At 70.7% G+C, this 23143-nt stretch carries 21 protein-coding genes; 12 read left to right on the top strand and 9 right to left on the bottom strand.

All coding sequences use genetic code 11. The features are described 5' to 3' along the window. Window positions 1-34: 34 nt before the first annotated feature. The 9 genes from EDD54_RS17605 to EDD54_RS17645 form a co-directional block, all read right to left on the bottom strand. Entirely contained in the window at window positions 35-214 is a 180-nt protein-coding gene (locus EDD54_RS17605) for a DUF1328 domain-containing protein (protein ID WP_126538643.1), read from the bottom strand. 130 nt (window positions 215-344) lie between these two features. After that, entirely contained in the window at window positions 345-794 is a 450-nt protein-coding gene (locus EDD54_RS17610; protein ID WP_126538645.1) for a c-type cytochrome, read from the bottom strand. Then, window positions 791-1228, bottom strand: coding sequence for a c-type cytochrome (locus EDD54_RS17615; RefSeq protein ID WP_126538647.1), 438 nt, complete (start codon window positions 1226-1228; stop codon window positions 791-793). The genes EDD54_RS17610 and EDD54_RS17615 overlap by 4 nt, the downstream gene beginning before the upstream one ends. Then, complete coding sequence (locus tag EDD54_RS17620) at window positions 1225-1758, bottom strand: methylamine dehydrogenase light chain (RefSeq protein WP_208112226.1); 534 nt, start codon at window positions 1756-1758, stop codon at window positions 1225-1227. The genes EDD54_RS17615 and EDD54_RS17620 overlap by 4 nt, the downstream gene beginning before the upstream one ends. Before the next feature lie 5 nt (window positions 1759-1763). Beyond that, a complete protein-coding gene (mauD, locus tag EDD54_RS17625) occupies window positions 1764-2381 on the bottom strand; it encodes a methylamine dehydrogenase accessory protein MauD (RefSeq protein ID WP_126538648.1) in 618 nt (205 codons plus the stop codon). 66 nt (window positions 2382-2447) lie between these two features. Then, complete coding sequence (locus EDD54_RS17630; protein WP_126538650.1) at window positions 2448-2981, bottom strand: MauE/DoxX family redox-associated membrane protein; 534 nt, start codon at window positions 2979-2981, stop codon at window positions 2448-2450. Continuing rightward, entirely contained in the window at window positions 2978-4114 is a 1137-nt protein-coding gene (locus EDD54_RS17635; protein ID WP_245515814.1) for an amine dehydrogenase large subunit, read from the bottom strand. Before EDD54_RS17635 ends, EDD54_RS17630 begins: the two co-directional genes overlap by 4 nt. A 160-nt stretch (window positions 4115-4274) precedes the next feature. After that, window positions 4275-4799 (bottom strand): bifunctional adenosylcobinamide kinase/adenosylcobinamide-phosphate guanylyltransferase, encoded by a 525-nt coding sequence (cobU, locus tag EDD54_RS17640; RefSeq protein ID WP_126538654.1) that lies wholly within the window; start codon window positions 4797-4799, stop codon window positions 4275-4277. Then, window positions 4796-5668: a MurR/RpiR family transcriptional regulator gene (locus EDD54_RS17645; RefSeq protein ID WP_126538656.1), complete on the bottom strand. Its 873-nt coding sequence runs from the start codon at window positions 5666-5668 to the stop codon at window positions 4796-4798. Before EDD54_RS17645 ends, cobU begins: the two co-directional genes overlap by 4 nt. Window positions 5669-5847: 179 nt before the next feature. On the opposite strand from EDD54_RS17645, the gene EDD54_RS17650 reads away from it, so the two are divergent. The 12 genes from EDD54_RS17650 (at window position 5848) to EDD54_RS17705 (ending at window position 22983) form a co-directional block, all read left to right on the top strand. After that, complete coding sequence (locus EDD54_RS17650) at window positions 5848-6600, top strand: N-formylglutamate amidohydrolase (protein WP_126538658.1); 753 nt, start codon at window positions 5848-5850, stop codon at window positions 6598-6600. A 130-nt stretch (window positions 6601-6730) separates the two neighbouring features. After that, on the top strand, window positions 6731-8287 hold the full coding sequence (locus EDD54_RS17655) for an amino acid permease (RefSeq protein ID WP_126538660.1): 1557 nt from the start codon (window positions 6731-6733) through the stop codon (window positions 8285-8287). A 118-nt stretch (window positions 8288-8405) separates the two neighbouring features. Then, entirely contained in the window at window positions 8406-9767 is a 1362-nt protein-coding gene (locus EDD54_RS17660; protein ID WP_126538662.1) for a glutamine synthetase family protein, read from the top strand. A 65-nt stretch (window positions 9768-9832) separates the two neighbouring features. After that, complete coding sequence (locus EDD54_RS17665) at window positions 9833-10267, top strand: hypothetical protein (RefSeq protein ID WP_126538664.1); 435 nt, start codon at window positions 9833-9835, stop codon at window positions 10265-10267. Further along, window positions 10260-10676, top strand: a complete 417-nt coding sequence (locus EDD54_RS17670) for a type II toxin-antitoxin system VapC family toxin (RefSeq protein ID WP_126538666.1) — start codon at window positions 10260-10262, stop codon at window positions 10674-10676. Before EDD54_RS17665 ends, EDD54_RS17670 begins: the two co-directional genes overlap by 8 nt. A gap of 16 nt (window positions 10677-10692) precedes the next feature. After that, complete coding sequence (locus EDD54_RS17675; RefSeq protein WP_126538668.1) at window positions 10693-12096, top strand: aldehyde dehydrogenase family protein; 1404 nt, start codon at window positions 10693-10695, stop codon at window positions 12094-12096. 280 nt (window positions 12097-12376) lie between these two features. Further along, window positions 12377-13528, top strand: a complete 1152-nt coding sequence (locus tag EDD54_RS17680; protein WP_126538670.1) for an iron-containing alcohol dehydrogenase — start codon at window positions 12377-12379, stop codon at window positions 13526-13528. A 291-nt stretch (window positions 13529-13819) separates the two neighbouring features. Beyond that, complete coding sequence (locus tag EDD54_RS17685; RefSeq protein ID WP_126538672.1) at window positions 13820-15967, top strand: N,N-dimethylformamidase beta subunit family domain-containing protein; 2148 nt, start codon at window positions 13820-13822, stop codon at window positions 15965-15967. A 104-nt stretch (window positions 15968-16071) separates the two neighbouring features. Beyond that, window positions 16072-16920, top strand: coding sequence for an orotidine-5'-phosphate decarboxylase (pyrF, locus tag EDD54_RS17690; protein WP_126538674.1), 849 nt, complete (start codon window positions 16072-16074; stop codon window positions 16918-16920). Between the two features lie 50 nt (window positions 16921-16970). Next, entirely contained in the window at window positions 16971-18797 is a 1827-nt protein-coding gene (locus EDD54_RS17695) for an ABC-F family ATP-binding cassette domain-containing protein (RefSeq protein ID WP_126538676.1), read from the top strand. Window positions 18798-19082: 285 nt separating this feature from the next. Continuing rightward, window positions 19083-20339, top strand: a complete 1257-nt coding sequence (locus EDD54_RS17700; RefSeq protein WP_165645079.1) for a methyl-accepting chemotaxis protein — start codon at window positions 19083-19085, stop codon at window positions 20337-20339. 208 nt (window positions 20340-20547) lie between these two features. Further along, window positions 20548-22983 carry a mechanosensitive ion channel domain-containing protein gene (locus EDD54_RS17705; RefSeq protein ID WP_126538680.1) on the top strand — a complete coding sequence of 812 codons (2436 nt, stop codon included), beginning with the start codon at window positions 20548-20550 and terminating at the stop codon, window positions 22981-22983. The last annotated feature ends 160 nt before the right edge of the window (window positions 22984-23143 follow it).

Below are 23143 nucleotides of genomic sequence, written 5' to 3' on the forward strand. Positions count from 1 at the left end.
GATGGCGTTGCGACTTCGGATCCCCCGAGGGGGATCAGAGCGCGGGCGGGCGGCGACCGGCCACGAGGCCGTAGATCAGCGACACCACGAACAGGATGATGGCGACGAAGAAGATCAGCTTGGCGATGCCGATCGCCGTGCCGGCGATGCCGCCGAAGCCGAGAGCGGCCGCGATGAGCGCGATGACGAGAAAGGTGAGAGCCCAGCCGAGCATGACGTTGTCCCTCCGTTGGCTGCGGGGCCGACCGAGAGCCATCTCGGCGTCGATCGGGATGCGGGAACAACGAGCGGACCGCCGCGCGGGTTCCAGCCCTTCGCGCGGCGGATGCGGCGGACGTCCGGTGTCAGGGCCAGGGATAGCCGGCGGTTGGCACGCCCTCGGCATAGAGGCGGGCGGCGACGCCGCGGCGCAGACCGACCACGTCCATCACCGTCAGCGCCCGGCGCCGCGTCACCTCCTCGGCGGTGAAGGGCACGAACGCGGCCGGCAGGCTGTCGGCACCGTAGGTGGTCATGACGTAGTTGACGACGCCGGCGATCTCGCTGTCGGTCAGGCTGGCGTTGACGACGCCGGGCACGTGCATGACGTAGGTGCGGCCCTCGTCATGGCGGGCGAAGCCGCCGACGTAGCCGCGGAAGTCCGGGATGCCGCCGATGTCGCTGCCGGCGCCGTCCATGCCGTGGCAGCCGCTGCAGCGCAGGATGTAGTTGGTACGCGGCAGCCGCTCCCCGGCCACGGCCGGAACCGCGACCGCGGCGAGCGCCGCGGCGACCAGGAGCCCGCCCGCCCTCACGGCGCGTCTCCCTTGCGCATGGCCCTCAGCGCCTTGTGCGACGGCGGGTCGGCGCGCGGCGGCGCCGGGATCGCGACGTCGAGGTGGTTGAGGTCGTGGAGGACGTAGGTCGCCACCGCGACCAGTTCCTCGTCGGAGAGCGCCTCCTGCGAGGGCATGGCGACGCCGACGTAGGTCTGGCCGACCGCCTCGATCTTGCCGGAGAGACCCGCGACCAGCACGCCCGTGACATAGGCGCCGGCCTTGTCGCCGAGCCGCGACCACAGCTCCGGGTCGACCAGCGGCGGCGCGAGGCCCGGGGCGCCGACGCCGCCCTCCTGGTGGCAGGCAACGCAGACCGTCTCGAACACCGCCTTGCCGTCGGCGGCGAGGGCCGGCGCGACGAGCGCCGCCAGCGCGGCACCCGCCAGGACCGAACGGACCGCGCCCGTCATTCGGCGAGGCCCACGAGCACCGCGACGGTGCAGTGGTAGCCCTTGGAGGCGTTGGCCATGCACCAGTTGATGTCGTTGTGCAGGCCCATGCGGTAGCCCGGGCGCTCGCCCTCCGACTTCAGGCAGAACGGCGCGGTGTCGCACTCGGCCTTGCCGCAGCAGTCGTTGTAGGAGACGAGGTAGTCCTTGCCGTCGGACGGGTTGCGGCAGGTGCCGACCCACGACACCTTCGACACCGACGAGCCCGGCGGGCACTGGGTCAGCGTGCCGCCGCAGGCGCTGCAGAGGTTGCCGTCGAGGGCGCAGTAGCGCCAGTATTCGCAGGACGTCGCGTCGCCGTCGGTCACGGCCGCGGCGGCCTGACCGAAGGTGCGGTCGAACGGCAGCATCGGGGCGAGCGCGCCACCGAGCATCACGGCACCGGCCTTGGCGAGGAAGCTGCGGCGGCCGGCGTTCTGGGCGACGCGGCGCATCGAGCGTTCGGCGAGGCGGTCGATCCGTTCGACGATGCTTTCGAAGAGATTGAACACGGGCTTCACACTCCTTCGAGGGTCGCGGGACGGACGGCGGCGCGGCCGTCGATGTAGGTCTGGATGGAATCGACGCCCATATCGATGGCGTTGAACAGGCTGTCGAGTTGCTCGCGGCTGTTGACGAGGCCCTTGGCGCGCACGACGCCGGTGTGGTCGATGACCACGGCGAAGGGCAGCCGGGCGACGCGGTAGGCGAGGCCGAGCTCGGTCGAGAGCACGTAGGGGAAGGACGAGAGGTCCGCGGTCTCGACGAAGCGGCGGTGCTTGTCGGCCTCGCCGTCGCTGGCGAGCACGACGTCGAGCCAACCCTTCTCGGCCTCGCGCACCGAGCGCAGCACCGGCAGCAGCTTCTTGCAGACCGGGCAGGTGGGCGACAGGAAGAACACCAGCGTCGAGCGTCCGGCGCGCGGCCCGATCGAGACCTCGCCGCCGGTCAGGCTCTTCAGCTGGAACAGCGGGGTCGCCTCGCCGACGCGCGGACCGGAGTCGTTGACGAGCGCGCCCATCGGCGAGATGCGCTCGAACAGCACGCCGACCTGGCGGGCCAGGGCGAACAGCGCCACGATCAGGCCGATCACCACCAGCCAGAGAACGGCGATCACGAACACCAACACGGTCATGTCGAGGAACCCTCGGGAAAACTCGGGGACGCGCCACGGGCCGGTGGAGCCGGTCCGCGGCCGGTGTCAGGGCCTGAGGCGGATGAAGGCCGCGTTGGCGAGGATCTGGTCGGCGAGCAGGAAGGCGACCCAGAGCGCGAAGCCGCAGGCGAGCACCGCCGCGGCCTCGGCCGCGTCGAGGGCCGCCGGCGCCGAGAACAGCCCGAGCGCCGCCACCGCGGCGAGCGCGCCGTTGCGGGCGACCAGCGTCCACGACAGCGGCTGCGGAGCGCCGCCGCAGCCGCACTCGACCCGGTCGCGCCCCGCCCGCATCGCCGCCGCCATGGCACCGGCGTAGACCGCGAACAGGACCAAGGCGAGACCGGCCGCGACCCCGTGCGCCGACGGCACCAGCGTCGAGGCGACCACCGCCAGCTCGGCGGCGACGAGCGCCGCCGACACCGGCTTCACCAGCGGTTCGGCCAAGAGGCCGTAGTCGGCGACGAAGCCGGTGAAGGACGTGAAGTCCCACAGCTTGTGCAGGGCCGCCCGCGCGAACACCAGCGCGGTCATGGCCACCGCGGTGGCCGCGACCAGGGCGAACCAGGGCTCGGTCGTCACGGCGTCACCGTGGCGAGCATGGAGAAGCCGGTGGTCTTGTTCTCGACCGTCTTGGTCAGCGCGTAGCCGGCCTTGGGATCGACGGTGTAGCGGATCACCCGGTAGTCCTCGGTGAGGCCGACCAGCACCGAGGCGTCGGCGCCGTCGACCGCGATGGTGGCGAGTTCCTCGACCGGCGAGCGGCTCAGCACCTTCCTGGTCGCGAGGTCGATCGCCCAGACCTCCTTGGCGAGGTCCTTGTGGCTGCCCTCCTTCGCCTCCGGGTGCATCGACAGGAACAGCACGCCGTTCTTGGCGTCGAGCGCCGCGAGGCCGTAGCTGCCGGGGGCCCAGCCGCCCTCGACGCCCTCGGCGACCGGGAACTTCTCGACGAGCTTCGGCACCGCGGCGCCGTCGGCGACATGGTAGAGGTTGCCGCCGAAGGACGGGAACAGCCAGCCGTCGGACACCTTGACGCCGCTGACGAACAGCGCGTCGGCATCCGGGTCGAACACCTTCTCGGAGCCGGTCTTCTCGGCGGTCTTGCCGTCGGCGCCGAGCGCGAAACGGCTCACCGAGCCGTCGCCGCACAGCATCGAGAAGGCGTAGCCCTCGCCGGTGGGATAGACGCCCCAGCAGCCGGGGGTCGGGATCTCCTGGAGCACCGTGCCGGCGACCGGGTCGACCACGGTCACCGAGGCGGCGGGCGTGGCGTTCTGGACGTAGACGTACTTGCCGTCGGCGCTCTGCTGCAGCATCGGCGCGTAGCCGAGCGTCATCGCCGCCTTCGGCGGCAGCGCGATCTCCTTGACGGGCGTCAGCGTCGCCACGTCGAAGACCTGGAGCACCTGCTCGATGTCGCCCCAGGTGATGCGCTTCATGTAGGTGGACTGGGTGTAGGCGGTCTTGCCGCCCGGCGCGAGCAGCATGGTGCCCATGCTGCCGGACGTCATCAGGCCCTTGAAGGCGAGATCGTCCTTGCCGTAGACGGCGATCGAGCCGGCACCCTTCCATTCCTGCTGATAGACGAAGACGTTCGGACCGGGGTCGATCGTCTCCTTCAGCCCGACCGTCTCGGGCTTGAACTCCGCGTCCTCGGCCAGAGCCGGAACCGCGACGGCCATCGCCGCCGCCAGGACCGCCACGCGCTTCATCACCACGGCACCGCCTCCGTTCACGATCCCCAAGAGGCTATGGGGCGGGACGGCCGAACGGCAACGCGAAGAACCGGGCAACGCCTGTCCAAAGTTTCGACGTCTGCCCGTTCGATGGGCGTTCGCAATGGCGGATCCGGATGCGCCGAGGCGCCCTCGCCTACTTCATGCGCAGCGCGAGCCCGGCCGCCATGAACAGCACCCGGTCGGCCCGCGCCGCCACCGCCTGGTTGAGTCGACCCTGGGCGTCGCGGAAGGCGCGGGCGAGCGCGTTGTCCGGCACGATGCCGAGGCCGACCTCGTTCGAGACCGCCACCACCGGCACCGCCAGCCCGGCGAGCGCCGCGACCAGCGCGTCGCCCTCGGCGGCGAGGTCGGCGTCGGCGAGCATGCGGTTGGTGAGCCAGAGGGTGAGGCAGTCGACCAGCACCGGCCGCCCGGCCGCATCGGCGGTCCGCAGCGCGCCGACGAGGTCGTGCGGCGCCTCGATCGTGACCCAGCCGGCGCCGCGGTCCTCGCGGTGGCGGGCGATGCGCTCGGCCATCTCCGCGTCGAAGGCCTCGGCGGTGGCGACGTAGGTCCACGGGGCCGGGCCGGCAGCGCGCACCAGCGCCTCGCCCTGTCGGCTCTTGCCGGAGCGGGCGCCGCCGAGGACCAGGGTGAGGCGATCGGGCGGTGACGTCACGGCGCCGCCTTGGCGCGGCCGGCGATGGCGTCGATGGCGGCGATGCGCCGGCTCGCCTCCTCCCAGGTCTTCTCGGTGACGGCGGCGAGCAGCGCCTCGACGAGGCCGAGCATGGCGGTGAGCGAATCCCAGCGCGAAGGCACCGCGACCCGCGCCGAGACGATGTGGCGGGCGTGCCGCGTCACCGGCGACAGCCACTGGTCGGTGAACAGGATCACCGTCACGCCGCGCCGTGCCGCCGCCTCGGCGAAAACCAGCAGGTCGTCCTGGTATCGGCGGATGTCGAACAGCACCAGGAGGTCCTTCGGTCCGAGGTCGACCAGATGGTCGCGCCAGTTGGCGATCTGGCCGTCGAGGTGGGTGACGCCGGCACGGACCACCTTGAGGTGGACGGCGAGGTGGCGGGCGAGGGAATCGGTGAAGCGGCCGCCGACCGTGGTGACGCTGCGCTTGCGGTCGGCGAGCGCGTCGACCACCGCCTCGAACTCGGCGACCGGCAGGTGGCGGAAGGTCTCGGCGAGATTCTGCGCCAACGCCCCGGCGAACAATTCGTAGGAGCCGCCGACCGCCGCCTCCGGCGCGGCGAAGCGGGCCTTCATCAACGGCGACTGGCTCTGCTTGTCGAGTTCGTCGCGCAGGGCCCGCTGGAAGTCGGGATAGCTCGAGAAGCCGAGCCGGCCGACGAAGCGCAGCACCGTCGGCGCGCTGACCGCCGCCCGGCGGGCGAACTCGGCCACCGTCTCGAGGCCGGCGACCGGGTAGTTGGCGAGCAGCACGTGGGCCGCCTTGCGCTCGGTCGGCGTGAAGCGGTGCATCTCCTCGCGGATGCGCTCGCCGATGGTGAGATCCCCGTTCCCCGCCGCGTTCATCGGCCTTCTCCGTCCGCCGCGCCGGCCTCGGCGCCCGGCTTGTAACTCACGTTACAGCAATTGACAGCGATCCAAAACCTGACCACCATGTTACAAAAGGAGGGCGGCTACCGGCCGTCGCGACCGAGAGATTGCCACGGCCCCGCCGCCGAGGGCATCCCGCATCGTCAGGGAACGTCGTGTCCGAGCCAACTTGTCAACCGTTCGCGGTCGAGAACGAGACCGGCCGTGCGCCGGTCGTGATCGTGGTCGACCACGCCTCGAACCACATCCCGCCGCCCTGGGGCGACCTCGGCCTCGGCCCGGCCGAGCGCGAGGCCCACATCGCCTGGGATCCCGGTGCGCTGCCGGTGGCGCGCGCCATGGCGCGGATCCTCGACGCGCCCCTGTTCGCCGCCACGGTGTCGCGCCTCGTGCTCGACCTCAACCGCCCGACCGGCTCGTCGACGCTGATCCCGGCGGTGAGCGAGACGACGGCGATCCCGGGCAACGCGAACCTCTCCGACGCCGACCGCGAGCGCCGTCTCGCCGAGGTCTACCGGCCCTACCACGCCGCGCTCGAGGCCTTCGTCGAGGCCAGCGCGGCGGTCCACGGTCACCGCCTCGCGGTGGTCGCGGTGCACACCTTCACGCCCGTCTACAAGGGCGTGGCGCGCGCCTTGCACGCCGGCATCCTGTTCGATCGCGACGAGCGGCTCGGCCGCGGGGTCGTCGACGAACTGCGCAAGGAGGCCGGCCTCGTGATCGAGGCCAACCAGCCCTACAGCCCGTCCGACGAGGTCTACTGGACGCTCGACCGGCACGCGGTGTCGCGGGGGCTGATGAACGTGATGATCGAGATCCGCAATGACGAGTTGCGGACCGAGGGCGCCCGGCTCGCCTGGGCGCAGCGACTGTCCGGCGCGATAGCCCGAACCATGGGCACCGCCTGACGCCCGGCGTCCGCCACGGCGGGCGCACGGGTGAGGACCTTTCGTGGATCAGGGGCGGCCGGGCGACCGGCCGGCAGAGAACACGGGCCGCGGCATCCGCGGTCGTACTCGTTCAGAGGGGCTCGACGACATGGCTGGCGCTAAAGACGACTACACGGATCACGACAAGAAGGCGGACGTACACCACCTTCACTCGATGGGATACGCGCAGGAACTCGAGCGGCGGATGAGCCAGTTCTCGAATTTCGCGATCTCCTTCTCGATCATCTGCATCCTGTCCGGCGGCATCAACTCGCTGGCGCAGGCGACGTCGGGTGCCGGCGGCATCGGGATCGGCATCGGCTGGCCGCTCGGCTGCGCCATCTCCGGCCTGTTCGCCCTCGCGCTCGCCCAGATCTCGTCGGCCTATCCGACGGCCGGCGGCCTCTATCACTGGGGCTCGATCCTCGGCAACCGCTTCACCGGCTGGCTCGCCGCGTGGCTGAACCTGCTCGGCCTCGTCACCGTGCTCGGTGCCATCAACGTCGGCACCTACTACTTCTTCTTCGGCGCCTTCGGCGGCGCCCTCGGCATGGAGGACACCCTGGTCAACCGGGTGATCTTCCTCGCGCTGATCACCGGTCTGCAGGCCCTGATCAACCACTTCGGCATCGCCCTCACCGCCAAGCTCACGGACTTCTCGGGCTACCTGATCTTCGTCACCGCGATCGTGCTGGCCGTGGTCTGCCTCGCGTCGGCGCCGTCCTACGACTTCGCGCGGTTGTTCACCTTCAAGAACTACTCTGGCGACGCCGGTGCCGGCGTCTGGCCGCAGGTGTCCGACAGCTGGGTGTTCCTGCTCGGCCTGCTGCTGCCGATCTACACCATCACCGGCTACGACGCCTCGGCACACACCTCCGAGGAGACCATGAAGGCCGCCACTTCGGTGCCGCGCGGCATGGTGTCGTCGGTGCTGTGGGCGTCCCTGTTCGGCTACGTCATGCTGTGCGGTTTCGTGCTCATGATCCCCGACATGGATCAGGCCGCCGCGCAGGGCTGGAACGTCTTCTTCTGGGCGATGGACGCGCAGGTCAACCCGACCCTGAAGCAGGTGCTCTATCTCGCCATCTTCGTCTCGCAGTTCCTTTGCGGTCTGGCGACGGTGACCTCGGTGTCGCGCATGATCTTCGCCTTCGCCCGCGACGGCGGCCTGCCGGCGTCGAAGGCCCTGTCGACGGTCAGCCCGAAGCACCGCACCCCGGTGACCGCGATCTGGACCGGCGCGATCCTGTCGGTGCTGTTCGTCTGGTTCACCTCCGAGATCACGATCGCCGGCGCTTCGGCCTATTCCATCGTGGTCAGCTGCACCGTCATCTTCCTGTTCCTGTCCTTCGCCGTGCCGATCGGCCTCGGCATCGTCACGGCGGGAACCGCCAAGTGGCCGAAGATGGGGCCGTGGAACCTCGGCGTCGGCACGTTCAAGCTGATTTCCGTCCTGGCGCTGGTCGCGATGGTGGTGATCTTCCTGATCGGCGTGCAGCCGCCGAACGACTGGGCGCTGTGGATCACCGTCGGCTTCCTGGTGATCACCGCCGTCGTCTGGTTCGCCTTCGAGAACCGCCGCTTCCAGGGCCCGCCGATCGGCGACGTCATCAAGAAGCGTCAGGCCGAGATCGCGGCCGCCGAAAAGGCCGTCGGCGAAATCTGACGCGCCCGAACCGAAACCGGAGGTCGCGCGGCGGGTGTTCCCCGCGCGCCCTCCCCGCCCGCACGACGGCGGAGACCGTCAACGAGAAGACGAATTCCAAAGGGGAACGAGGTCGAACATGCCCGGCAACCTGACGATCGACGAACTGAAGCAGGAGGTCGCCGCAGGCGCGATCGACACCGTCAACGTGGTCTTCATCGACATGCAGGGCCGCCTGATGGGCAAGCGGTTCCACGCCGCCCACTTCCTCGACGCCCACGACGAGACCCACGCCTGCAACTACCTGCTGACCGTCGACATCGACATGGAGCCGGTGCCCGGCTACAAGGCGGCGAGCTGGTCGAAGGGCTACGGCGACTTCGTGCTGAAGCCCGACCTCGCCACCCTGCGCCGCACGCCCTGGCTGCCCGGCACCGCGCTGGTGATCTGCGACGTCCAGGACCATCACCACCACGACCTGCCGCACTCGCCGCGCGCGCTCCTGAAGAAGCAGATCGCTCGCCTCGACGCCAAGGGTTGGAAGGCCTACATGGCCTCCGAGCTCGAGTTCTACCTGTTCGACGAGACCTACGCCTCGGCCGGCGAGAAGAACTGGAAGCAGCTCAAGACCTTCACCTCCTACATCGAGGACTACGGCATCCTGCCGACCACGATGGAGGAGCCGTTCATGCGGGAGATCCGCAACAAGCTCTCCGCCGCCGGCATCCGCGTCGAGAATTCCAAGGGCGAATGGGGTCCGGGGCAGGAGGAGATCAACGTCCGCTACGCCGACGCCCTCACGATGGCCGACGAGCACGCCATCATGAAGACCGGCATCAAGGAGATGGCCCACCTGCAGGGCAAGGCCGTCACCTTCATGTCCAAGTACGCCTACGACCTCGCCGGCTCGTCCTGCCACGTCCACCAGTCGATCTGGTCCAAGGACGGCGCGCCGCTGTTCCTCGACAAGGCCGCCGAGTTCGGCATGTCCGCGCTGATGCGGCAGTATCTCGCCGGCCTCCTCGTCCACGCCCGCGAGATCACCTGGTTCCTGGCGCCCTACATCAACAGCTACAAGCGTTTCCAGGTCGGCACCTTCGCGCCCACCAAGGCGATCTGGAGCCACGACAACCGCACCGCCGGCTTCCGCCTCGTCGGCGAGGAGACCAAGGCGATCCGCGCCGAGTGCCGCATCGGCGGCGCCGACATCAACCCGCATCTCGCCTACGCGGCGATGATGGCGGCCGGCCTCGCCGGCATCGAGGGCGGCTACGAGCTCGAGCCTGCCTTCACCGGCGACGCCTACCACGGCGCCGGCATCCGCGAGATCCCGAAGACGCTGCGCGAGGCGATCGAGACGCTGAAGGGCTCGGAAATGCTGCGCAAGGCCTTCGGCGACGACGTGATCGAGCACTACGTCCACACCGCCGAGTGGGAGCAGTTCGAATACGACCGCCGCATCACCGACTGGGAGCTGAAGCGCGGCTTCGAGCGGTATTGAGGGGCGCCGCGGAACGGCGCATATCCTTGGTCGAACGGACGCGAAGGCCGTCGTCGGAGGCGCAGATGGGACGCTCCACCCTGAAAGAGTTCCTCGAGGCCGCGGAACACGACCGGTTCGCCCTGTCGTTCCGGCAGGTCGAAGTGCTCCTCGGGGAGGCCCTGCCGCCATCGCTGCGGACCGGCGAGGGCTGGAAGAACCCGCAGGCCGACGCGGTCGCCGTGCTCGACGACATGGAAGGCGCGGGCTTCGTGGCCGCCGAGGTCGATCCCGTCGACGGCCGGGTGGTGCTCCAGCGCACCACCCGTCTCGACGACGACCGGCTGGAGCCGGCGAGCGAGGCGCCGCGCTACGACGAGTTCGGGCGCCGCCGCCGGCGGCATCCGGCCTTCGGTCTCCTCAAGGGCTTCATCACGGTGGAGCCGGGTTACGACCTGACCCGCCCCTTGTTCGAGGACTCCTACTGGGACGAGCGGATGGACGAGAAATACGGTGCCTGACCCTCTGCTCGTCGACACCTGCGCGGCGATCTGGATCCTCGAGGACGGACCGTTGTCGCCGGCGAGCATCACCGCCTTGGACACGGCGTTCGACCAGGGTCTCGCGACCTTCGTGTCGACCGTGACGGCGTGGGAGATCGGAATGCTGCTGTCGAAGGGGCGTCTCACGATGCGCCGTAACGCACTGTCGTCCTATCGGATGCTGCTCGACGACGCGGGCATGACCGAACACGCCATGACGCCGGAGATCCTGATCGCCTCATCGAACCTGCCGGGAACCCCGCCCCGCGATTCGTTCGACCGGATCGTCGTCGCGACGGCGCGGACCTCCCGCCTCACCATCCTCACGCGCGACCGCCTGATCCTCGGCTATGCCGAGGCCGGGCACGTCGCCGCCATCGCCTGTTGAGACTGACGAGACCATCATGACCGAAACGATGAAGCTCATCTCCCCCGTCGACGGCTCGCTCTACGCCGAGCGGCCCGTCGCGTCCGAGGCGGAGATCGCGCGGGTGTTCTCCGCGGCCCGCGACGCCCAGAAGGCCTGGGCCGCGCTGCCGCTCGACACCCGCATCGCCTACTGCCTGAAGGCCCTCGACGCCATGCTCGCCATGCGCGCCGAGATCGCCGAGGAGCTGACCTGGCAGATGGGCCGGCCGATCCGCTACACGCCCTACGAGCTCAACGGCGTCGAGGTGCGCACCCGCCACATGGCGAAGATCGCCGCCGAGAGCCTCGCCCCGCTCGATTCCGGCCTCGAGAACGGCACCTCCGGCGCCCATCGCAAGATCACCCGCGAGCCGCTCGGCGTGGTGTTCGTGCTGGCGCCGTGGAACTACCCCTATCTCACCACCGTCAACTCTGTGATGCCCGCCCTGATGGCCGGCAACACGGTGGTGCTGAAGCACTCCGACCAGACGCTGCTGGTCGCCGAACGCTTCCAGCGGGCCTTCGACGCCGCCGGCCTGCCGAAGGGCGTCTTCCAGAACGTCGTGCTGAACCACGACCAGTCCGGACGGATCATCGCCTCGCGCCTCGTCGACATGGTCGCCTTCACCGGCTCGGTCGCCGGCGGCGAGGCGATGGAGCGCGCGGCGGTCGGCAAGTTCCTGCCGATCAACCTCGAGCTCGGCGGCAAGGACCCGGCCTACGTCCGGCCCGACGTCAAGATGCAGTTCGCGATCGAGAACGTCGCCGACGGCGCATTCTTCAACTCGGGACAGTGCTGCTGCGGCATCGAGCGCGTCTACGTCCACGAGAAGGTCTACGACGAGTTCGTCGAGGGCATCGTCGCCTTCGCCAAGCAATACGTGCTCGGCAACCCGACCGACCCGTCCGTGACGCTCGGGCCGCTGGCCCGTGCCCGTCAGGCCGCCTTCGTGCGCGGCCAGATGGAGGCCGCGGTGCGCGCCGGCGCCAAGGCGCACATCGACCCGAAGTCCTTCGCCGCCGACGCGGCCGGCACGCCCTACCTTGCCCCGCAGATCCTCACCGACGTGAACCACCAGATGGAGTTCATGACCGAGGAGACCTTCGGCCCTGCCATCGGCATCATGAAGGTGCGCGACGACGAGGAGGCGGTGCAGCTGATGAACGACAGCCGCTACGGCCTGACCTGCTCGCTGTGGACCGAGGACCTCGACGCCGCCGAGGCGATCGGCGCCCGCCTCGAGACCGGCACGGTCTACGTCAACCGCTGCGACTATCTCGACCCCGCCCTGACCTGGACCGGCGTCAAGGACACCGGCCGCGGCGCCTCGCTGTCGCCGCTCGGCTTCCACGGCCTGACCCGGCCGAAGAGCTGGTACGTCCGCAAGGCCCCGGTCTGAGCCCGAGGGGAGCGGCGCGGCCGCTCCCCGATATCTTCTCCCCCAGGGGAGCCGGCCGCGCCGCTCCCCGCCGGCAGCCGGACCCGATGCCGGCACGTAAATCCTGGATCGTGGGGCATTCCGCCGCCCCGGCGGGCCGGTGCATCCTGCCACCGCCGCGGCGCCGCCCCGATCCGTGGATCGCCCTTCACGGGGGATCCGCCAGAGCCGCCGACGGGAGACCGGCACGCCGGACGCCTCCCGCACCCAGAGACACCGAACGCCAACTGGACCGACGACGATGACCATCCGCGCCAACTGGAACTACCCCAACGCCGTGCGCTTCGGCGCCGGCCGCATCAAGGAACTCGCCGAGGCCTGCAAGGTCGCCGGCATCAAGCGGCCGCTGTTCGTGACCGACCCGGGCCTCGTCAACCTGCCGATGACCCACGCGGCGATCCAGGTGCTGCGCGACGCCCACCTCGTCACCGCGGTGTTCTCCGACGTCAAGGGCAACCCGGTCGAGAGCAACGTCTACGCCGGCATCGACGTGCTGCGCGCCAACAAGTGCGACGGCGTCGTCTGCTTCGGCGGCGGCTCGGCGCTCGACGTCGGCAAGGTCATCGCCTTCATGGCCGGCCAGACCCGTCCGATGTGGGACTTCGAGGACATCGGCGACTGGTACACCCGCGCGGACCCGGCCGGCATCGTGCCGAACGTCTGCGTCTCCACCACCGCCGGCACCGGCTCGGAGGTCGGTCGCGCCGGCGTCATCACCCACGAGGCGACCCACACCAAGAAGGTCATCTTCCATCCGCTGATGATGCCGAAGGTGACGATCCTCGATCCGGAACTGACCGTCGGCCTGCCGCCGAAGATCACCGCCTGGACCGGCTTCGACGCCCTGGCGCACTGCCTCGAGGCCTATTGCGCCCCCGGCTTCCACCCGATGGCCGAGGGCATCGCCGTCGAGGGCATCCGCCTCGTCAAGGAATACCTGCCGACGGCCTATGCCAAGGGTTCGGACATCGAGGCTCGCGGCGCCATGCTGACCGCCGCCTCGATGGGCGCGACCGCGTTCCAGAAGGGCCTCGGCGGCATCCACGCGCTGTCGCATCCGGTCGGCGCGATCTACGACACCCACCACGGCCTGACCAACGCCGTGTTCATGCCCTACGTGCTCGACGCCAACCGCGCCGCCATCGAGGAGCGCATCGCCCGCCTGTCGGCCTGGCTCGGCCTCGAGCGCAGCTTCGACGCGTTCAAGACCTTTGTGCTCGATCTCCGCACCGCGCTCGAGATCCCGGCCACCCTCGCCGGCCTCGGCGTCGACTCGAGCCGCTTCGACGAGATGGCCGAGAAGGCCGTGGTCGACCCGACCGCCGGCGGCAACCCGGTGCCGATCACCAAGGAATGGGCCAAGGCCGTCTACGAGGCCGCCCTGAAGGGCTGAGATATGTCCCGTCAAGTCGCGACTTGACGGGGCTTCGGCCATACGGCCGGTGCCCGGTCGGGCGCTCCTCGCCCGCAACGCTCCGACCACGGGTCGAAGCGTTGCGAGCTCGGTACGACCTCCGTCCCCTTCGCGACGACGACCAGCGGCGCCTCCTCCCGGGGAGGCGCCGCAGCCGTTTTTCCGGGGACGCACTGTTTCGTGTCCGCTCGTGCGGGGCGGCGCGCCGTGGATGGCGAGGGCGCGGACGGGCCCCTAGGCTCCCGGTCGTGGGGGTCCGGAGGAACGTCGATGGTCGAGATACTCGCCTATTTCGAGGAGTGGTCCGTGCGCCCGGGCGAGCGGGTGCGCATGGCCACGAGCACCCGCAGGGAGCGCCTGCACGCCACGCTGGAGCGGATCGTCACCGGCCCGGGTGCGCCCGGCGAATCCAAGGTCGGCACGATCCCCCGCCCGGACGTCCTCGACGTCGACATTCCCGGCCGCTGGCAGGAGACCGCGGTCGGCTCCCACGCCACCCTGCCGCTCGCCGCCGCGCCGGCTCCCGGCGGCCTGACGCTGCACGCCTGGATCTGGCCGACGGTGCCGGCCGCCGCGGCGCGGCAGACCGTCTGGTCGCTCGACGACGGGGCGCTCGCGCTCGTGCTCGAGGGCGGCGCGCTCGCACTCGAAGCCGCCGGCGCCGTCGTCGCGACCAGCCCGGCGCGGGTGGTGGCGCGGCGCTGGTATTCGGTCGCCGTGGTGCTCGGCGTCGACGCCGCCCGGCTCGACGTCGCCGAGGTCGGCGCCTACACCGACGACACCTCGGCAGTCACCGCCGGCCCGGCGGTCGCGCCCTTCTCGGCCGGACGGCTGCTGCTCGCGGGTCGGACGATCGACCCGGTCGGCTCCCCGGTCGCGCCCTACGACGGCAAGATCGACCGGCCGACGCTCCACCGCCGCGCCCTCGCCGCGGGCGAGATAGCCGCGCTGCGCGCCGGGGCCGGCCCCGCCCCCGACGTCTCCTGGGCGACCGACCGCGACTTCGCCAGCCGGACGGTGGCCGCGACCGGCGCGCCCGACGGCACGCTCTTCAACGGCGTCGAGCGCGCCGTCACCGGCCACGACTGGGACGGCCGCAGCGATTCCTACCTGGAGACGCCGTCGCAATACGGCGCGCTGCAGTTCCATTCCGACGACATGGTCGAGTCCGGCTGGGACTACGACCTCGTCTTCGACCTGCCGGCGGACCTGCCGAGCGGGGTCTACTGCGTCCGCCTCGAGGCGGGCGACGCCGTCGAGCGCTGGCCGCTGTTCGTCCGCGGCGCGGTGGACGAGCGCGTCGACACGCTGTTCCTGCTGCCGACCAACACCTACCTCGCCTATGCCAACGAACGGCTCGCCGTGCTCGATTTCTCCACGGTGATGATGCACGCGCAGACGCCGACCGCCGACGACCTCTACCTCGCCGGCGAGCCCGCGCTCGGCCGCTCCTGCTACGACACCCACACCGACGGCAGCGTCTGCCGCTATTCCTCGCGTCGCCGGCCCATCCTCCAGGTCCGGCCCGGCTTTCCGAGCTGGCTGACCGGCTCCTACCGCCATTTCCCGGTCGATCTCTACTTCGTCGAGTGGCTGGAGCGCCTCGGCCGGCCCTACCACGTCGCCACCGACGAGGACCTCGAGCGCGAGGGCCGGGCCCTGCTCGACAGGTACGAGGTGGTCGTCACCGGTTCGCACCCCGAATACTGGACCCGCCACGGCCGCGGCATCCTCGACGGCTACCTGCGCGACGGCGGCGGCCTGATGTACGTCGGCGGCAACGGCTTCTACTGGGTCACCTCGCGCGATCCGGAACGGCCGTGGTTGATCGAGGTGCGCCGCGACAACTCGGGCACGCGCTGCTGGGACGCCCCGGCCGGCGAGCGCGGACACGTCTATTCCGCCGAACAGGGCGGCATCTGGAAGAACCGCGGGCTCGGGCCGCACGGCTTCGTCGGCATCGGCTTCTGCGCCGAAGGCTGGTCGCAGGGCTGCGGCTATCGCCGCCGGCCGGAGAGCCTGGAGGGCATCGGCGCGCGGCTGTTCGCCGGCATCGACGCCGAGGTGATCGGCGACTACGGCCACGTGCTCGGCGGCGCCGCCGGCGACGAGATCGACCGCTACGACGTCGCGCTCGGCAGCCCGCCCCACGCCGTCCACCTCGCCAGTTCCACCGGCGTCGGGCGCGAGTACATCCACGTCGTCGAGGAGCAGAACGTCGGCCTGCCCGACCAGGGCGGCGACGCCCTGCCCGACCTCGTGCGCAGCGACATCGTGTATTTCACGGTCGGTAAGGGCGCGGTGTTCTCGATCGGCTCGATGACGCTCGCCGGCTCGCTCGCCTGGAACGACTTCGACAACGACGTCGCGCGCCTGCTCGGCAACGCCCTCGGCGTGCTGACCGAGGGCCGCGGCTGACCGGCAAAGCCGGCGCGTGCCGAAACGGCGCGCGCCGGCCATTTCGCTTTTCCCCCCGCGCGCACCGGTCTATTGAACGCTCCACACGACCGGAGGCCCGCGCCATGTCCATCCAGCCCTTTTCCGTCCGCTTCGACCTCCTCGCCGGCAAGCGCTCGCCGCTCTGCGTCGGCATCGACCCGACCGCGGAGACGCTGGCGCGCTGGGACCTGCCGTTCTCGGCCGAGGGCGCGCGGGTGTTCGGCCTCGAGTTGGTCGAGGCGGTCGGCGACGTCACCGCGGTGTTCAAGCCGCAGGTCGCCTATTTCGAGCGCTTCGGCTGGCAGGGCCTGAAGGCGGTCGACGAGGTGCTGCGCCACGCCCGCTCCGCCGACGCGCTCGCGATCGCCGACGTCAAGCGCATGGACATCGGCTCGACGCTGGAGGCCTACGCCGCGGCCTGGCTCGGCGAGGACGCCGGCATCCGTGCCGACGCCATGACGCTCGGCGCCTACATGGGCGCCGGCTCGCTGAAGCCGGTGGTCGAGCGTGCGGCCGCCGCCGGCGCCGGCCTGTTCGTGGTGGTGCGCTCGTCCAACCCCGACGGTATCGCCCTGCAGAACGCCCGCCACGAGGACGACCGCACCGTCGCCGAGGCGCTCGCCGACGACATCGCCGCCTTCAACGCCCCCCGCCTCGACGCGAACGGCCTCGGCCCGGTCGGCGCCGTGGTCGGCGCCACCCTCGACGACGCCGACGCCGTGCTCGAGCGGCTTAAGTCGTCGATCGTGCTCGCCCCCGGCATCGGCGCCCAGGGCGCCACCATGGCCGACCTCAAGGCCCGTTTCGGCCGCACCGCGGCGCGGCGCGCCATGCCGACCGCATCGCGCCAGATCGGCAACGCCGGGCCGTCGCGCCGGGCGATCCGCGAGGTGGTGCTCCGCCTCGCCGAGGAAGCGCACGACCTGCGCTGACCGCCCCCGCCCCGTCGACATCCTCGAAGCCGCCGAACCCGTCGAGTCCCATGGCCTCCCCGCCCGTCCTGTTCCTGAAGTCCACCCGCCTCACCTTCGGCGCGACCCCGCTGCTCACCGGCGCCGACCTCGTCGTCGGGGAGGGCGACCGCATCACGCTGGTCGGGCGCAACGGCTCGGGCAAGTCGACGCTCCTGAAGATCGCCGCCGGCCTCGTCGAAGCGGACGACGGCGAGCGTTTCGTCCAGCCGGGCAAGACCGTGCGCTACCTGCCGCAGGAGCCCGACCTCTCCGGCTACGCCTCCACCCTCGCCTATGTCGAGGAGGGCCTCGGGCCGGGCGACGATCCCTACCGGGCGGTCTACCTTTTGAACGAGCTCGGCCTCTCCGGCGAGGAGAAGCCCGCCGCGCTCTCCGGCGGCGAGGCCCGCCGCGCCGCGCTCGCCCGCGTGCTCGCGCCGGAACCCGACATCCTGCTGCTCGACGAGCCGACCAACCACCTCGACCTGCCCGCGATCGAATGGCTCGAGGGCGAGTTGAAGGCGATGCGCTCGGCGCTGGTGCTGATCTCGCACGACCGCCGCTTCCTGGAAAATCTCTCCCGCACCACGGTCTGGCTCGACCGTGGCGTGACCCGGACGCTGGAGCGCGGCTTCGCCCATTTCGAGTCCTGGCGCGACCAGGTGTTCGAGGAGGAGGAGAAGGAGCTCCAGAAGCTCGACCAGAAGATCAAGGCCGAAGAGCACTGGATGCGCTACGGCGTCACCGCGAGGCGCAAGCGCAACGTCCGCCGCGTCGACCTGCTCGCCGACATGCGCAAGCAGAAGCGCGAGCACCGCGGGCCGCAGGGCGCGGTCAAGATCACGGTCGCCGAGGCCGACGCCTCGTCCAAGCTGGTGATCGAGGCGAAGGCGATCGGCAAGCGCTTCGGCGACCGGCCGATCGTCTCCGACTTCTCGATCCGGATCGCCCGCGGCGACCGCCTCGGCGTCGTCGGCCCGAACGGCGCCGGCAAGACCACGCTGCTGCGCCTCCTGACCGGCGACCTCGAACCCGACGAGGGCACGGTCAAGCTCGGCATCACCCTCGACATGCAGACGCTCGACCAGCGCCGCGCCAGTCTGGACGGCTCGACCACGCTCGCCGACGCCCTCACCGACGGCAAGGGCGACTGGGTGACGATCGGCGGCGAACGCAAGCACGTCATGGGCTACATGAAGGACTTCCTGTTCCAGCCCGAGCAGGCGCGCACGCCGCTGTCGGCCCTGTCCGGCGGCGAGCGCGGCCGCGTCATGCTGGCGCGCGCCCTCGCCAAGCCCTCGAACCTGCTCGTGCTCGACGAGCCGACCAACGACCTCGACCTCGAGACCCTCGACCTGCTCGAGGACATGCTCGGCGACTACGCCGGCACCGTCGTCGTCGTCAGCCACGACCGCGACTTCCTCGACCGCATCGTCACCTCGGTGGTGATGTCGGAGGGCGAGGGCCGCTGGGTGGAGTACGCCGGCGGCTATTCCGACATGGTGGCCCAGCGCGGCGCCGGCGTCGCCGCCCGCGCCGCCGCGCGGACGAGGGCCGAGGAGAGGCCGGACGCCGCGCGCCCGTCGGCGGCCGCAGCGCCGGCGCCCGCGAAGACCAAGGCCAAACTGTCCTTCAAGGACAAGCACGCGCTCGAGACGCTGCCGACCGTGATCTCCACGCTCGAGGCGGAGATCGCCGACCTCAAGACGAGGCTGGCGGATACACGTTTCTACGCACGCGATCCCCAGGCTTTCGCGGCGACGGCAGACCTATTGGTAGAAAAGCAGAAGAAACTGTCGGATGCCGAAGATGAATGGCTCCGGCTCGAGATGCTGCGAGAGGATTTGTCGGATTGAAGATCGGCCGAGGAATTCGCCGGTCGAATGCGACACCCACTCATGATTACAACCTCGCCGGGCCGAGGAAATAGTTCCCGGCACCACCCCTTCGATTGAAGGGCGGATTTCCGAGGCCACCCCGGCGCCCCTCCCGACAACTCTTCGTTAACAGCCGCACTTCATATATGTGGTTCAAGAATGCCTTGGTCGGGAGGAACGCTCGTGCTTGGTCTGACAAAACGGCCCCAGGCCGCGACGGAGGATCGCAACTCTACTTCGAGCGGTATCGCGGAAGTCCAGAAGTTGCTTGCCGCATCGCAAGAAGCGCTCGATCGGGCCACCCGGGACATTTCCGACGCGCGCACCCGTAGCTCGGCCGACTTCGACCGCATCGTCGACATCTCCACCGACATGAGCGAACTGCTCTGTCTGATGGCGTGGTCGAACGGCAACGTCCGCAAGCTCTCCGGCGAGACGGTCTCGATCTCCGGCGCCGTGGAGGAGATGGCACGGACGATCCAGAACATCGCCGAACTGTCCTCCGGCGCCCAGCAGCGCTCCTCCGAGGCCGCGGGCATCGTCGCCGCCGGCGCGGACCGCGCCGGCGCGGCCGGCCGGGCGATGACCGAGATCGCCGCCGCCTTCTCCGGCCTCGACGATCGCATGAAGCTGCTCGGCGGCGCCATCGACCAGATCGGCGGCTTCGCCAAGCGCATCGAGGGCATCTCCAGCCAGACCAAGCTGCTCGCGCTCAACGCCACCATCGAGGCCGCCCGCGCCGGCGAAGCCGGACGCGGCTTCGCGGTCGTCGCCGCCGAGGTCAAGGCGCTGTCGGAGGAGACGTCCCGCACCACCGACCTGATCCGCGGCCAGCTCTCGCAGCTCGGCGACGTCATGGCCTCGATGCTCGAGGCGATGCGCTCCGGCGGCGGCAAGGTGCAGGACGGGCAGGCGCTGTTCACCGCCGTCGTGGGCGACATGGGCGGCATCCGTGACCGGGTCGACGACGTCAACGGCTCGATCGGCTCGATCGCCCTCATGCTCAGCGACCAGCAGCAGGCCTCGGAGTCGATCGCCAAGAGCCTGACCGAGATCGCCCGCCTCGCCGCGCAGAACGAGCAGGACTCCCGCGCCGCCGCCGACCTGATCCGCAAGGGCGACGGCGCCATCCACGTGCTGCTCGACAGCGCCGCCACCGTGGTGCCGTCGTCGACGGTGCGGCGCATGCGCGCCGACCACATGGAATGGAAGCGCAACCTCGCCGAATGCCTCGTCGGCATCGCCAAGGCCGACCAGCGCGAGTTCGCGGGCCGGAACCAGCCCTTCGGGCCCGGCTATGCGGGCATCGACGATCCCGCCGTCAAGAACGACGGCACCTTCAAGGCGCTGGCCCCGCTGGTCGAAACGCTCGCCCGCGAGGCGTCCCAGATGGTCGCCGAGGTCGGCAAGGGTGCGATCGACAAGGCGATCGGCCACTACATGGCGATGGACGAGGCGTCGGGAAAGGCGATGGTCCGCCTCGCCGAACTCAACCGCGCCCTCGGCTTCGGCGCGCTCTGATCACCGCCGCCGCCCGCCACGGGCCGGCCCGAACCTTTCCGAGGCCGCGTCCCGTCGAACCCGGGCGCGGCCTTCGGCGTTGCGCAAATCGCGTGTCGGGACCATGAAGGTGCCGCACTTGTCGGGTCTGCGGATGCGGGACCGGACGTGCCGCCCTTCCGAGGGACGCCCGTCCTCCCGCCGCCCGGACAACGCCATCGGACACCGGATGCCGCTCGCCAGGATCCCAATCGCCCTCGCCTTCCTCCTCGCGCTCGTCGGCTGGGCCGCGGCCCAGACCGCCCTGCCCTCGCCGCTCGCGCCGGCCAAGCCCGCCGAAACGGCCGCGACGCCGTCGACGCCCGCCGCCCCGGCGCTCTCCGCCGAGGACGCCGCCCGCGCGCTCGCGACGGTGATCGCCGACGAGACCGCGCGCAAGCGCCTGCTCGAGGACCTGCAGCGGCTCTCCGCCGGCGGTGGGGCGCCCTCCGCCACGTCCGCCGCGCCGACGGGCACCGCCGGCACGGTCGGGCTCGAGCGGCCGGCCGCCGCCCCGACCGAGACCGCCCCGGCCGACACCTCGCTCGCCCGCGAACTCGGCGAGTACACCCAGGAGATCGGCCGCGACGCCGTCGCGGTGCTGCTCAAGATCTGGCGCGGCCTCTCCAACCTCGGCCACCTCTTCGACGGTTCGGCCGAGGTCGACTGGGTCCGCCTCCACGACCAACTGATCTCGGTCGGCCAATTGGTGCTGGTCGCCTTCGGCGTGTTCTACGCCGGGCGCTGGGTCGCGCGCTGGCCGCTCGGGCTGATGCAGCGCGCCGCCGAGGGGGCACCGCCGTGGCGGCGGGCGCTGTTCGTGCTGCTCGCGACGCTGCTCGACGTCCTCGCCCTCGTCTTGTCGTCGCTGTCGGCCCTCTCCTTCCTGCTGATCGTCTCGCCGCAGAACCGCATCGACGTCGTCGAGAGCCTGTTCCTCAACGCCTTCGTGCTGATCGAGGCGGTCAAGATCGGCCTGCGCGCGCTGTTCCAGGCGCGCCGCCCGAGCCTTCGCCTCGTGCCGCTGACCGACGCCACCGCCGCCTTCTGGAGCTTCGCGCTCGCCCGGCTCACCGGCTTCCTCGGCTACGGCGTTATGCTGGTGTTCCCGCTGGTCAACGCCTCGATCGGCTTCGCGGTCGGCCTCGGCGTGCGCCTCGCCATCGTGATCGCGGCGGCGGCGACCACGGTCGTGCTGGTGCACGTGCGCCGCGATCCGTTGCGCACCGAACTGGTCGAGGCGACGCACCGGCTGCGCTCCGGCGCCGCCGCGCTGGTGCTGGCGACGCTCGCCCACACCTGGCACCTCCTGGTCAGCGCCTACGTGGTGGTCGCCTTCCTGATCTGGGTGACGCGGCCGTTCGACGCGATCCGCTACATGGCGGTTTCGACCATCCTGTCGCTGGTGGTGCTCGGCCTCGGCGGCCTCGCGATCTCGCTGCTCAACCGCGGCATCGACGACGGCGTCCGCCTGCCGTCCGAGCTGAAGCGGGCCCTGCCGCTACTCGAGAACCGGCTCAACCTGTTGGTCCCCGCCTTCCTGCGCACCATCCGCCTCGTCGTCCTCGCCGCGCTGGTGGCCGGCGTCCTGCAGGCCTGGGACGTCGTCGACCTCCTCGGCTGGATCGAGAGCGAGAGCGGCTCCGACATGGTCGGCCGCATCGTCTCGGCGCTGGTGGTGATCGGCGTCGCCATGGCGGCCTGGATCGTCGCGACCTCGTGGATCGAGTTCCGCCTCAGCCCGGCCTCGGGCCGCGTCTCCACGGCGCGGGCGCGGACGCTGCTGTCGCTGTTCCGCAACGCCTTCACCATCTTCCTGGTGCTGATCGCGGCGATGCTGGCGCTGTCGCAGCTCGGCGTCGACATCGCCCCGCTGATCGCCGGTGCCGGTGTCGTCGGTCTCGCCGTCGGCTTCGGTTCGCAGAAGCTGGTGCAGGACATCATCACCGGCGCCTTCATCCAGTTCGAGAACGCGATGAACGAGGGCGACGTCGTCACCGTCGCCGGCATCTCGGGCGTGGTCGACCGGCTGACCATCCGCTCCGTCGGCATCCGTGACGTCGACGGCGTCTACCACGTCATCCCGTTCTCCTCGGTCGACAGCGTCTCCAACGCCATGCGCGGCTTCGCCTTCCACGTCGCCGACGTCACCGTCGGCTACCGGGAGGACATCGACACCGTGAAGCGGCTGATGAACGTCGCCTTCGAGCGGCTGATGGCCGGGCCCAACGGTGCGGCGATCCTGGAGCCGCTCGAAATGAACGGCATCACCCAGTTCATCGAGAACGCGGTGGTGGTCCGCGGCCGGATCAAGACGCTGCCGGGCCAGCAATGGGCGGTCGGGCGCGCCTACAACGAGGCCCTGAAGCACGTCTTCGACGAGAACGGCATCGAACTGCCGTTTGCACGGACGGCCGTGCTGCTCGACGCCCATTCGGGGCGACCCGAGGCCCGCAGCGCAGCGCCGGCCGAGACGTCCGCCGACGAGCCCGGGGCGGCCGCCCCGCCGTCGCGCCGCCGCCGGCGGCCCGCCGAGACCATCGACGTGCCCGACAGCCCCAACCGGCGCCGCGAACACGGGCGCCACGACGACGACGGCGACGACGACGACGGCGAGGAGCGCTGACCGCCATTGGTCGGTGCGGCGCCGGAAATCCGCGGATCGCCGCCCTTCGCCGCATCGGCACGGGCCTTGACCGCCCCCGCGGGCCCTGACACAAATCCGGCGCCCGGTGCCAGAAGAGTTCGCCGTCCTGTCATGCCATCGCCGCGCCGATCGCCTAGAG

Origin of the sequence: Oharaeibacter diazotrophicus (assembly GCF_004362745.1) — a bacterium.
Lineage (GTDB): Bacteria > Pseudomonadota > Alphaproteobacteria > Rhizobiales > Pleomorphomonadaceae > Oharaeibacter > Oharaeibacter diazotrophicus.